Genomic DNA, 12,295 nt, shown 5'->3' on the forward strand with positions numbered 1-12,295 from the left:
AATACAGGGATTGCTCATAAAAAAGCTGGGATTGGTCAAATAGGGGCAGGCACAGTTCGTCCGCCATTATCTTGTTTTGAAAAAGCTATTACCGCTTATGCAGAAAAATTAGGCATGAATTGATAAGTAAATAGGTTATCAAAAATCTTGAAATCGTCAACTAACCGTGAGAAGCAGATGTTAAGTTATCAGTTTCTCACACTGGCGATTTCATTTTATTTAGTAGTCTAGCTTTATCTAATAGAGATAAGAAAACGGTTGCGATTTATCTTTTAAACCAAGTGATAGTTGAGTGGTTTACGTTTATACTAGTTACAGTAGCGAAAAGAAGAGGGGGATAGCTGATGAAGGTTAAATGGAAAGGCGATTTAGTTGATGAATTACTTGAAAGCTCGGAAAAATTGAGCTGTCATAGTCAATTTTCTAATGGTATTAATTTACAACTAGATGAACAACTACTTTTCATAGGTAATGACCAAAAAGGCTGTGTTCCTTTTGGCATCCATCTTACCCCTCAAGATTTTCAATTAGTAATACAACAGAGGAACTGGCAAAGCCAAATCAAACGAACCTCGACTGGTTTACAGTTAGGCGAGATAGAATTGGTGATTAAGGATTGTGTTGTTTATAATAATCGAGTGACACGTCAAACCTTTGCTGAGAGTAGTGAGTCAATTACTAGGTTAAGCGAATTAGCAAATAATTTTGCTGGAACTGGTTTAGATTTTACCTCTATAATGTCGACTAAATTGTTTACAGACGAGCAGGTGACTAATGATTATATCAATTATTATATTGGTCGAGGATTAGGCTTAACTCCAGCAGGCGATGATTTTACAATTGGTTTACTAATAGTTGATACAGTTACACCATTCTTGCCATTAGAATTTCGTTCGCTACTAAGAAAAGCATTATTAGAAAAAAGAACGACGGCTGTGTCAGAAAGTTATTTATTTAGCGCAGCTAAAGGACATTTTAGTTCATTAGTGATAGAGGTGATTGAAAGTTTAAATAACTCTCAATTAAATCAAGCAGTCGCATCATTAGCAGAATCAGGTAGTACCTCAGGTCGTGATACTTTAGCAGGAATTTTTTGTGGCTTACACCAATTAATTAATAGTGAAAATAAAAGTTAACTGATAGGAGATAGAAAAAATGAAACAACGTGTTGTACTAGCCTTAGGTGGAAATGCAATTTTGCAACCAGGTCAAGAAGGAACGTATGAAATTCAAAAAGCTAATATTGAAACGAGCAGTGATAGCATTGCATCAATTATTAAAAATGGCCACGAACTAGTGATTGTTCATGGAAATGGTCCGCAGGTTGGGCAAATTTTAAGACAAAATGAGCTTGCTAAAGAAGAAGTTCCTCAGCAACCTTTACCAGTATGTAGTGCAGAATCACAAGGATTTATCGGCTATATGTTACAGCAATCATTAAAAAACCGAATGCCTGAGAAAAATGTTGCAACAGTTTTAACAATGACAGAGGTTGATAGTGAAGATCCAGCTTTTAAAGCACCAACGAAGCCAATCGGAACGTTCTATACTGAAGAAGAAAGTAATCAATTAGCTGAAACAAAAGGTTGGACGATGGGTGAAGATGCCGGAAGAGGGTATCGCAGGTTGGTACCATCACCAAAACCAAAAGCAATTGTTGAAGTTGAAACTATAAAAACAATGCTTGCCAATGATATTGTGGTTGTTTCAACTGGTGGTGGTGGTATTCCAGTTGTTCGTCAAGAGGGTGAGCTTACAGGAGTAGCTGCGGTGATTGATAAAGATTCATCGGCATTACGTTTATCAATTGATGTGGAAGCCGATGTATTAATGATTCTCACTGATGTGCCGAATGTCTATATTAATTACGGGAAACCAAATCAAGAAAAATTGACTGAACTGCCATTAGCAAAAGCACAGGAATACTATAATGAAGGTCATTTTTCAGATGGAAGCATGGGACCTAAAATGCAAGCCTGTATTGAGTTTGCAAGTTTAGGGAAAACGGCGATTATCTGTGCTTTATCAGATGCTGTTGAAGCTTTAGCTGGTAATGCAGGAACACGAGTTGTTGGCTAGTAATGAAAAAAGAGACTGATATTTTTCAGCCTCTTTTTTGTTTATCTAAGCCTATTTAGCCATTCGATTAGTTGTGTGTATGCTTCTTGACCAGCGGTTTGGCTACTATCGGCATCAAAATCATGAGGTAAGCCATCAACGGTGTAAAAAAAGTTTTCTGGAATTAAGCGAGCCATTCTTTCAGAAAGGGTGTAGGGAACATCTTGATCGGCAGTGCTTGCCGCAAGAAATGTCGGTGGCAAGTGTCCAAGGTCATTGTCAGTTAGATTAAATGTAGCAGGTAAAATTTTTCCTACTAATCCCTTTGCCCATTGTCCAGTTTGACGATAGGATAAATAAATCGGAAAACGTTCGTTGATACTGGCTTCTGCTTTAGGAGATCCTTGAGTCAGTTGATAGACAGTCATAAAAGGAACTGCTGGGTATTTTTGATAATAGGGACTTGGTTGATTAAAATTAGGCTCTGAAAGTGCGTAATAGCCATAAAAGCTGATGAGTCCTTTGAGATCAGAATCTTGTAAACGGCTACCTAGTAAAAGACTCAAATAAGCACCAGCAGAGCGACCAAATAAACAAAAAGTAGAAGTTTCTAAGCCGAGAGTTTGTTGGTATTCAGCTTTGAACCAAGTAATACTTGCTTCAAGACACTCAATAATTAAGTGAAGTGAGGCTTCAGGAGCTAGTGGGTAGTCAACGGTTAATAAGTTATAGCCACTACCAGTCATTTGTTCAATGTAGCTGGAAGGTAAGTCATCTCGGTTACCATAGATTAGTCCACCTCCATGAAAATAGATGAGCGTCATATTGGCTTGTGAATTGGTTGCCGGATAAAAGCTGACCTGTAGAGGTAAGTTTTTCCACTTGTGGTAACAATAAGTTTCTTTCATAGATCGTGCTCCTTAATTAGATTTATAGCTTTCATGATACCTGTCTCTTTTAGATAAATCATTGGTCATAGTGGATAAAAAATAGCTATGATTTATCAATTGAAAGAAAATGAATAGCTGAAGCTCGTTACTCATCTGTTGATGTTGATAATTCGAGAGCCAAACGCAAGTTGAGACTATTGGTCGGTGTATTGATAGTTTCACCTAAAAGTTCCTCGCAGTTATCGATTCGGTACTTCACTGTGTTTCGATGAATAAATAATTCGTTGGCAGTTCGTGTAATCTCGCATTGATAACTTAAATAAGTTTTCAGAGTCTTTCTTAATTCTTTGAGTGTAGTGGTTTCGGGATAAGCCAATTCCTTTAAGGTAGCTTGGCAAAAGTAGCGAACTTCCTCAGGCTGCATATTATCAAATAAATTGAGCATGCCCTTTGGTCTATAATAACTGATACGCTCTTGGTTTGTCATGTTGAGGGCATGTTCAAAAGTCAGCTTAGCCTCAATAAAACTAGTGCCCAGTTTATCTAAATGTGTGCAAGGATGACCAAAAGAGAAAGCAAGTGAAATAGGTAGAACCTTTTCTAGTTGTTCGGCTAGAACGCTTAAAACCGAAACAATCTTAGTTGTTTCTTCTTTAGTTTGCAGGATGATTACGAGTTGATTGCTGTTTTTTATAGGGAAAACCAAACTATCTTTGAGCTGAAGAGGTAATTTTTCTGTCAGCCAAAATGTAGCCAATTGGCTTTTCTCTTGATTATATTTTAAAGCGACCTTGTTTTGCTGATTGTGTCGACAATTGACATAAATGACTTGATAAAAATGGGTGTATTTGATGCCGAAGTTAAGATCAAATGGTAGCCATTCTTTTTGATCAAAAGCAGGATTTTGTTGGCTTTCAACTAGTTTTTGAAAGTAGTCACTTTTAATCATTTGTTGAGATTCGGTTATTTTTAAGTTTTTTAATTGAACAAAACCAAGAACTAAAATAGCTTGGTCAATCGCAAATTCTGAGACGGGATAAGGAATTTGTTCAGGCTTTAAAATTACTAAGTAATAAGGAAAATGCTGATTACTTTTAATTGGATAAATAGCTACCTGTTTTTTCTTTCCATTATCATCAGTGACGATCGTACTTTGGAAATGTCGATCGTTATTAAATGACCGACTGTCAATGAGTTGTTCAATAAGGATCATGGTTGGTAAATGTGATTGCTCGAATCCACTAGTTTGGGCGACAATTTCTTTAAAAGGATCTAGTAGTAAAACAGGTGTTTGAACCATTTTGCCAAATTCTTCGATAATTTTTGCAGGATGAGCATCATTAATTAATAATGTTGAAAAACGTTTTTGAATGTCTAAAGCATAAGTGATTTCTTCTGTTTTTGTTTGACGAATATAATTAGTCAATTTATGAAGTAAGGCACCTAATGGTTTAGTAGCAGGAATAAGTATTAGTGGAAACTGCTTGGTTTGGGCATATGCAATAATTTTGGGGTCAATTTGATCCAAAAAGCGACCAATCTTAATGCCTAAGCCAGCTGATTCTGCTAAAATTAATGAATCAATCAAAGCGATTAATTGATCCTGCTTTTGTTGATAGTGCATAGCAGTTGTCAAAAGAAAGACATTTTTAGGGATGTAAAGAGCCACATCAGGTGTTTCTGTGAGTTCAATGCTGTCAACCGCATGAGCTAAATTAGCTTTAGGGGTAAGAAGTTCTAAGTCGGTAAAACGGGGAACTGATAGCAATTCAATTAAAGTAGTCAACGTAATCACTCCATTATTTCCAAGATAAACTGATTATACGAGAAGCGCTTTCTGATTTCTTTGTGCAAAACGACTAAAAGTTATTTTGATATTGTAAATTACGCTAATGAAAAATTGGTCAAGCAAGTAGGATAATAGTAATAAGAATATGAGTTTAAGTTTTCGCTCTTATTCAGTGAAAGTAATTTTCAAACTGGATTAGCTGCAAGAAAGATTTGCTCAAAAATATTGAAGGAGCTGTTAATATGATACAACCAATTATGACACCAATTAGAACCATTATGACTCCCGGCCCAGTTGAGGCTCATCCGTCTGTTTTGCGGGCGATGGCAACACCGATTGTTGGCCAATTTGACCCAGCCTTTTTAACGGTTATGGATGAAGTAAAAGAAATGATTAAAGTACCATTTCAAACTGAAAATAAACAAGCATTTGCTATTGACGGCACTTCTCGTTCGGGGTTAGAGGCCGCTTTGATTGCTTTGATCGAACCTGGAGACAAAGTGTTAATTCCTGTCTATGGTCGCTTTGCTTTTCTTTTAGGAGAAATTTGCGAACGTGCTCAGGCAGAAGTTATTTATGAAGAAAAAGAATGGGACAGTGTGTTTAGTCAAGAAACGGTTATTGAGTTAATTGAGCATCATCAACCAAAAATCGTGGCAATGGTTCATGGTGAAACGGCTAATGGTCAAATGCAACCATTGGAAAAAATTGGCGCCTACTGTCAAGAAAATAAAGTCTTTTTCGTCGTTGATACAGTTGCAACATATGGTGGTGTTCCAATTAAAGTGGATGAATGGGGGATCGACATTGCCATTGCCGGGACTCAAAAATGTGTTAGTGTGCCGTCAGGGCTATCACTGATCACTTATAATGAAAAGGTTGAAAAAGTATTGGACTTGCGCTATCAAAAGGAATTGGGCTTAAGCAAAGAGTTCCGCAATGAGAATCATATTTCAAATAATTATTTGGATTTAAGTCAGCTGCAACGTTATTGGAGTTCTGAGCGAATTAACCATCACACAGAAGCAACAAGTTTAATTTATGCTTTGCATGAAGGGTTAAGGTTGATGATTAATGAAGGAATTGAAGCAGGGTATGCGCGTCATCAGATAAATGATCGGGCTATTGTAGCAGGGATTACTGCGATGGGGTTAGGAATGTATGGCGATATGACGAGCAAGATGCCTACAGTAACACCTATTCTTGTTCCAGAGGGAGTAGATGCTGAGTCTGTCAGAGACATGTTATTGACGCATTTTGGTGTTGAAATTGCGTCGTCATTTGGTGCTCTTCAAGGCAAGGTATGGCGAATTGGTAATATGGGGTTCAGCAGTCGTCAAGAAAATGTTCTGCACGTTCTTGGTGCCTTGGAAGCAACTTTGATTTATCATGGGGCAGATGTTAATCGTGGAGCCGCCGTACAAGCTGCGTTAGAAATTTATCAACAGAACTAATTCATCAGTTAATGCTGTTACATATAATAAAGCCAGCTATAAAAAGGTCAAGTAAAAACTGAACTATTTTAAAATTGTTTGTTGTGATTTTTAATGCAACATAAATAAACCTAGAGAAGAATACAAATTTTTTCTAGGTATCTGTTTCACAAGTTAAACGAACTTCGTAGGGTTTATCTGTTGTCCAAATGGTGAATATAATATTCACAAGTTTACGACAAACTGCGCCAATCGCCGTTCCATGCGTTTTTCCACGCTTCCTAAGCCCTTGATAATAAACGGAAAGGGCTGGATCTTTTTGAGAAGCAATAAAAGCTGCCTGCCAAATCGCTCGACGTAAGTAGGGGGAGCCTCGTTTAGAAAGATGATTTTTGGTTCCTGTAAAATCACCAGACTGACGGACTGAGGCGTCAAGACCTGCAAAAGCAAGCAGTTGATTCGGGCGTTCAAATCGGTGAATATCACCTACTTCGCCCATAATGACAGCTGCAGTGATTGGGCCGATTCCTGTAATGGTTGTGAGAAAGTTTTCTTGTTTTTCTACAATTTTAGTCATTTCCTCTTCGATTTGATGAATTTGGGTTTCAAATAGTTGAATCTGTTCTAAAAGTAATTGTATTTGAAGTTTGAAAACATCTGTTGCAATACTGATGCCAAAAGAGTTTTCAGCGAAGCCTTTTAACTGCTCTACTTTTTGTTCCGCTTTGGATCGCCCGAGGCGACCATTGCTCGCTTGGTTTAATAACACACTTAATTTCTCAGAATCAATTTCTAAGAGATCTTCAGGCAAAGGTGACTGAAGTAAAAGTTGAGTAGATGATTTGCCAAACATATCTGAAAAAAGCTGATCATATTCAGGAAAGACTTGATCCAAACAAGCTATCACCTTTCGTTTCAAGTCGGACATATTATCGACAACACTGTATCGAAAACGTTCTAGCTGTTTTAGTTGAAATAATTCTTCTTTTGGTAGTTGTGTTGGATCAGGTAAATCCATACGAATAACTTGAGCAATCAAAACGGCATCAACTGTATCTGTTTTTGTTTTACGAATATAGAAATTCCGAAGAGAATCCGACTGAATCGGATTAAAAGCTGTGACATGAAAGCCTAGTCCATCAAGAAAAGAATAAACAGATAGCCAATAATGGCCTGTCGCTTCCATACCGATTAAGGTATGGTCAGGGATCAGTTCATAGTGATTAATAAATTGTAGAAGCTGTTCACTTCCGTGTTTAGAATTGGCAAAACGAAGTGTTTTACCGAGTTGTTTCCCTTGTTCATCAATTAAAGCAGCTTCATGGGTTCGTTTGCCAATATCAATACCGATAAAGAACATACAATCAACACCTTTCAACAAGAGTTTACAGATAAGGGGTTCCTCAACCTCTAGGGACGATATAGCCTCGTGAGAGATCCAGAAACTAGGTTCTATCCAGCTCATTCATATACAAGTCCGTAGAGAAGAGGCGTCAGTCTTAATTAGGAAGACAAAACTTCAAGGAGGAATACTACGACCTCTATCTGTACGAAATAATCATACCCCTTATGGGGATGAAAAGGAACTATCAGAATAAATCTGATAACCTTATTATACGAAGGAGGATAAGTATGATACGAGTACTAGTTGCTGATGATCACGTTGTGGTTAGAAAAGGGCTGGCCTATCTAATCAACGATCAGGCAGACATGACCGTGATTGGAACTGTTGCTGATGGAATCGAAGCTTACATAGAAGTCGAAAATAAGTCACCTGATGTGGTTGTTATGGATTTACGAATGCCTCCAGGGGAGAATGGGTTATTGACGACCAAACGTATCAAAGAGAAATACCCGAAGGTTAAAATTGTTATTTTATCTATGCATGATGATGAAGATTATGTTAGTCAAGGAATTAAAGCAGGAGCCGATGGTTATGTGTTAAAAAGTTCAGATGACCAAGAAATAATAAAGGCTATCAAAGCAGTTACTCACCATCACTATTATCTTGATCAGCAGATTCCGATGCCTGACCATATTTTACAAACAGTTAAAGAACCGACTCAACCTATGCTGGCAAATAGCTACGATCAGTTATCTAATCGTGAGCAAGAAATTTTACCTTTAGTAGCACTTGGCTATGGCAATCGTGAAATTGCTGAACGACTATTTATTTCTGTCAAAACGGTTGAAGTTCATAAAGCTAATATCATGAAAAAATTGAACTTATCTAATCGTGTTGAACTAATTCGTTATGCTGTCAAAGAAAAAATTATTGACTTGTAACAAATTAGCGGGTTGTGTGATTGAATTGAAACGTGTATAATGAGCCCAAAAAAGGAAATAAGTGAGGAAATAACGTGCAAGGAATTATTTATGTCGCCCACGGAAGTCAAAAATTAGGAAAAAATCAAAAGATGCAACACTTTTACCATGAACTAAAATCGAAACGACCAGAAACACAGCAAGCACTAGCTTTTTTAGAAAATCACCCTGATAACTTAAGTATTGTTGCTGAAAAAATGGCAAAGTCAGGAATTACTCGATTGGTGATTGTCCCTTTGCTACTTTTTTCTGCTATGCACAAAAATGAAGATATCCCTCAACAATTGGACTCGGTAAAAAAGAAGTTTCCAGAGCTAACTTATGTCGTTTCGGATACTTTTGGTCAAGAAAAAGAAGTGAGAAGAGTTCTTTTTAAGGTCGTCCAACAGGCTCTTAGAGAGTTTCATCTCGATAGCCCTAAAGTGCTATTAGTGGCTCATGGTAGCTCACATTACTTTGCTGTCGGAGAGATAGCGAAAGAGATCGGTTATCAACTGAGTAAAGATACTGACTTAGCAATTACAACAGGACTTTTATACGGCCAGTATCCGTACCTTGAAAAAGCGGAAAAGCTGCTTAGTACGACTGATCAATTACTTGTCGTTCCTTTCTTTCTATTTGACGGGCATCTGCCTGAAAAAATAAGACACCAACTCAAGGCTTTACTTGAAGAAAAAAAGTTGGCGTCTCACATTTTCTATACAGATACATTAAATCTTGACATTGCTATGGCGCCGGCTATTTTACGACTCATCGATCAGAGGTTGACCTATGACAGCTAATTACCCTATCTACTTATCACTTAAGGAACGCGAGATCTTAGTAGTTGGCGGTGGAAGGATTGCAGCTCGAAAAATTCGTGGTTTACTTAATACTGGCGCAAACCTAACAGTAGTCGCTCCGATAATTTCGACTGAAATTTCTCAATTATCAGCAATCAATTGTTATCATCGACCTTATCATAAAACGGATGTTCAAGGGAAGTTTATGGTGTTTATTTGTTCTGACCAATTAAATGTTAATCGACAAGTCAGAGGCGATTGTCATGAGGGACAGCTAGTAAATGATTGTACTGACAAGGCTTTTTCAGATTTTTATAATATGGCAGTGGTTGAAACGGAAGATTTACTATTAGCAATTTCATCAAAGGGACTTAATCCGTCTCGTTCTAAGAAACTTAAAAATCAGTTGTCAGATTTCCTAGCCAATTTACCAGATGATTAACCCACTAGTTAGCAAAAGCGAGGAAAGTGAGACTTTGGTCTCACTTTCTTCGTTTTTTTTTATGTTATTAATATATAGGACTTTCCCTAATAGGCGACGGTCTTATTTATTGATAAACTTACATCAAATGCTCATTAATTCACATTTTAAAAATGGAGGGTGCGATATGAAAAAAGAACGTTTAGTTATGATCGGGAACGGTATGGCAGGGATTAGAACATTAGAGGAAGTCATTGAGCGAGAGCCTGATTTATATGATATGACGGTGATAGGAGAAGAAAATCATCCCAATTACAACCGGATTATGTTATCAAATGTTTTACAGAAAAAGATGACAACAGATGAAATAATCACAAATGACTATAACTGGTATTCAGAAAATAAGGTCAACCTAATCAATCATAATCCTGTTATTAGTATTGAAACAACTGAAAAAAAAGTTGTGACAGCAAACGGACAACTAGTTTTTTATGATAAATTGATTTTAGCAACAGGTTCGCGAGCCTTTATTTTACCTGTAGAAGGCCATGATTTGCCTGGGGTTTTAGGATTTCGAACGATTGATAACACTGAGGAAATGCTCGAATCAGCTAAACAATATCAAAAGGCGGCAGTAATCGGAGGAGGACTTTTGGGATTAGAAGCTGCGAAAGGACTTCTTGATCAAGGCATGGATGTGACGGTAGTCCATTTAGCAGACTGGCTAATGGAAACGCAACTTGATCGCAGGGCGGGAGAACTCTTGCAAGCTGATTTGGAGGCACAAGGACTAAAATTTGCAATTGGCAAGGCAACATCAAAAATCAGCGGTCAGGAACGAGTAACGGGATTAGAATTTACTGACGGAACAACACTTGAGACAGATTTAGTGGTTATGTCTATTGGGATTAAGCCAGAAATAAGTTTGGCTCAAGGAACTGCTTTAAAAACGAATCGCGGTTTTATTGTCAATGACTATATGCAAACTAATGTCAGTAATATCTATGCAGTTGGCGAGTGTTGTGAGCACCGCGGGATTGCTTACGGATTGGTGGCTCCTTTGTATGAACAGGGTAAGGTTTTAGCTGATATTTTGACTAACCGTGATACAGAACCTTATGAAGGAAGTAAAATGTTTACTCAACTGAAGGTATCTGGGTGTGATCTTTTCTCAGCTGGGACAATTACTGATGAAGAGGGAGTCAAAGGGGTGGAGAGCTTTGACGGTATTGCAAATTCATATAAAAAAATATTTGTTAAAGATGGTAAACTTCAAGGAATTGTTCTATATGGTGACACAAGTGAAGGTAATCGTTATTATAACATTCTAAAAAAAGAACAATCGCTGGAAGAATACAAAATGGTATCGTTACTCTATTCTGGTGAAGAGGATTCTAGTGGTAATGTAGCAGACATGCTTGATGATGAGATGATCTGTGGCTGTAATGGTGTTTCAAAAGGCACTATTGTGACGGCGATTAACGAGCATAATTTATCATCTGTTCCTGAGGTGACAGCTCAAACTAAGGCTGGAAATTCCTGTGGGAAGTGTAAAGGGCTTGTGGGAGATATCCTAGAATATACTTTAGGAGATGATTTTGAAGCAGCTGTTCCAACAGGAATATGCGGCTGTACAGAGTTGACTCGTGATCAAATAGTGATTAGCATTCGTCAGAAGGGGTTAAAAACTATTAAAGAAGTCAGACACGTGCTTAATTTTAAAAACTTAGAAGGATGTCCGAAATGCCATCCGGCTTTGAACTATTACTTGAATATGATTTATCCTCATGAGCATGCTGATGAAAAAGCATCCCGTTATGTTAATGAACGAATGCACGGCAATATTCAGAAAGATGGAACGTACTCAGTTATTCCACGAGTTAGAGGAGGCAAGACAACTCCACAGCAATTAATAAAAATTGCGCAAGTAGCAGAAAAGTATCAAGTACCGCTACTTAAAATTACTGGTAGTCAACGGATAGGGCTGTACGGAGTTAGTAAAGAGGACATGCCAAAAATCTGGGAAGAGCTCAATATGACATCTGCTTCTGCCTATGCGAAAGCTTTTCGTTCAGTAAAAACATGTGTCGGTAAAAATTTCTGTCGTTTTGGTACTCAAGATTCTATGGGCTTAGGTATTAAATTAGAAACAAAATTTGAATTTATTGATACACCACATAAATTTAAAATCGGTGTGTCTGCTTGTCCTCGAAGCTGTGTCGAATCGGGTGTAAAAGATTTCGGCGTGATTGGAGTTGAAAATGGGTTCCAAATCTATATTGGTGGGAACGGAGGCACTGAGGTTAAAGAAGGAAGATTGCTGACAACTTGCGAAACAGAGGAAGAAGTGATTGAGTTGTGTGGGGCTATGCTTCAATATTACCGAGAAACAGGAATTTACGCAGAAAGAACGGCTCCATGGTTAGATCGCTTAGGATTTGAACAGGTCAGTGAGGTTCTCTTAAATAAAGACACACAAAAAGAACTGAATCAAGCGTTGGCAGATGCAATGTCTGGCAAACAAGTTAATCCATGGGATGAAGTCGTTTCGTCTAAAGAAAAAATAGCTGAATTATATGGGATAGAGAGAGGGTAAA

Annotated in this window: 10 protein-coding genes; 7 read left to right on the forward strand and 3 right to left on the reverse strand. The window is 37.6% G+C overall.

Translation table 11 applies throughout. The features are described 5' to 3' along the window. Positions 1–344: 344 nt before the first annotated feature. Together AC5KOD_RS07495 and arcC are read left to right on the forward strand one after the other, a co-directional pair. The gene (locus tag AC5KOD_RS07495; RefSeq protein ID WP_496913925.1) at positions 345–1,136 is read left to right on the forward strand and encodes an oxamate carbamoyltransferase subunit AllH family protein; all 792 of its coding nucleotides are present in this window, start codon (positions 345–347) and stop codon (positions 1,134–1,136) included. 19 nt (positions 1,137–1,155) lie between these two features. Beyond that, positions 1,156–2,079, forward strand: coding sequence for a carbamate kinase (arcC, locus tag AC5KOD_RS07500; protein WP_496913926.1), 924 nt, complete (start codon positions 1,156–1,158; stop codon positions 2,077–2,079). Positions 2,080–2,120: 41 nt separating this feature from the next. Here the strand turns inward: arcC and AC5KOD_RS07505 are convergent, their stop codons facing one another. Further along, the gene (locus tag AC5KOD_RS07505; protein ID WP_496913927.1) at positions 2,121–2,966 is read right to left on the reverse strand and encodes an alpha/beta hydrolase; all 846 of its coding nucleotides are present in this window, start codon (positions 2,964–2,966) and stop codon (positions 2,121–2,123) included. Positions 2,967–3,093: 127 nt separating this feature from the next. Continuing rightward, the gene (locus AC5KOD_RS07510; protein ID WP_496913928.1) at positions 3,094–4,734 is read right to left on the reverse strand and encodes a PucR family transcriptional regulator; all 1,641 of its coding nucleotides are present in this window, start codon (positions 4,732–4,734) and stop codon (positions 3,094–3,096) included. A gap of 245 nt (positions 4,735–4,979) precedes the next feature. On the opposite strand from AC5KOD_RS07510, the gene AC5KOD_RS07515 reads away from it, so the two are divergent. Next, positions 4,980–6,191, forward strand: a complete 1,212-nt coding sequence (locus AC5KOD_RS07515) for a pyridoxal-phosphate-dependent aminotransferase family protein (RefSeq protein ID WP_496913929.1) — start codon at positions 4,980–4,982, stop codon at positions 6,189–6,191. 133 nt (positions 6,192–6,324) lie between these two features. On the opposite strand, the gene AC5KOD_RS07520 is transcribed toward AC5KOD_RS07515, so the two are convergent. Then, the gene (locus tag AC5KOD_RS07520) at positions 6,325–7,530 is read right to left on the reverse strand and encodes an IS110 family RNA-guided transposase (RefSeq protein ID WP_496913930.1); all 1,206 of its coding nucleotides are present in this window, start codon (positions 7,528–7,530) and stop codon (positions 6,325–6,327) included. Between the two features lie 272 nt (positions 7,531–7,802). On the opposite strand from AC5KOD_RS07520, the gene AC5KOD_RS07525 reads away from it, so the two are divergent. The 4 genes from AC5KOD_RS07525 (at position 7,803) to nirB (ending at position 12,294) form a co-directional block, all read left to right on the forward strand. Further along, complete coding sequence (locus tag AC5KOD_RS07525; RefSeq protein ID WP_496913931.1) at positions 7,803–8,456, forward strand: response regulator transcription factor; 654 nt, start codon at positions 7,803–7,805, stop codon at positions 8,454–8,456. A gap of 74 nt (positions 8,457–8,530) precedes the next feature. Beyond that, complete coding sequence (locus AC5KOD_RS07530) at positions 8,531–9,277, forward strand: sirohydrochlorin chelatase (RefSeq protein WP_496913932.1); 747 nt, start codon at positions 8,531–8,533, stop codon at positions 9,275–9,277. Beyond that, on the forward strand, positions 9,267–9,719 hold the full coding sequence (locus AC5KOD_RS07535) for a precorrin-2 dehydrogenase/sirohydrochlorin ferrochelatase family protein (protein ID WP_496913933.1): 453 nt from the start codon (positions 9,267–9,269) through the stop codon (positions 9,717–9,719). Before AC5KOD_RS07530 ends, AC5KOD_RS07535 begins: the two co-directional genes overlap by 11 nt. Before the next feature lie 166 nt (positions 9,720–9,885). Next, positions 9,886–12,294: a nitrite reductase large subunit NirB gene (gene nirB, locus AC5KOD_RS07540; protein ID WP_496913934.1), complete on the forward strand. Its 2,409-nt coding sequence runs from the start codon at positions 9,886–9,888 to the stop codon at positions 12,292–12,294. The last annotated feature ends 1 nt before the right edge of the window (position 12,295 follow it).

The organism is Vagococcus sp. WN80Y (assembly GCF_059621045.1).

What these genes read in the sequence shown, in the direction of transcription:
- AC5KOD_RS07495 (WP_496913925.1), top strand. Translation starts at nt 345, where the DNA reads ATGAAGGTTAAATGGAAAGGCGATTTAGTTGATGAATTACTTGAAAGC.
- nirB (WP_496913934.1), top strand. Translation starts at nt 9,886, where the DNA reads ATGAAAAAAGAACGTTTAGTTATGATCGGGAACGGTATGGCAGGGATT.
- arcC (WP_496913926.1), top strand. Translation starts at nt 1,156, where the DNA reads ATGAAACAACGTGTTGTACTAGCCTTAGGTGGAAATGCAATTTTGCAA.
- AC5KOD_RS07520 (WP_496913930.1), bottom strand. Translation starts at nt 7,530, where the DNA reads ATGTTCTTTATCGGTATTGATATTGGCAAACGAACCCATGAAGCTGCT.
- AC5KOD_RS07505 (WP_496913927.1), bottom strand. Translation starts at nt 2,966, where the DNA reads ATGAAAGAAACTTATTGTTACCACAAGTGGAAAAACTTACCTCTACAG.
- AC5KOD_RS07525 (WP_496913931.1), top strand. Translation starts at nt 7,803, where the DNA reads ATGATACGAGTACTAGTTGCTGATGATCACGTTGTGGTTAGAAAAGGG.
- AC5KOD_RS07515 (WP_496913929.1), top strand. Translation starts at nt 4,980, where the DNA reads ATGATACAACCAATTATGACACCAATTAGAACCATTATGACTCCCGGC.
- AC5KOD_RS07535 (WP_496913933.1), top strand. Translation starts at nt 9,267, where the DNA reads ATGACAGCTAATTACCCTATCTACTTATCACTTAAGGAACGCGAGATC.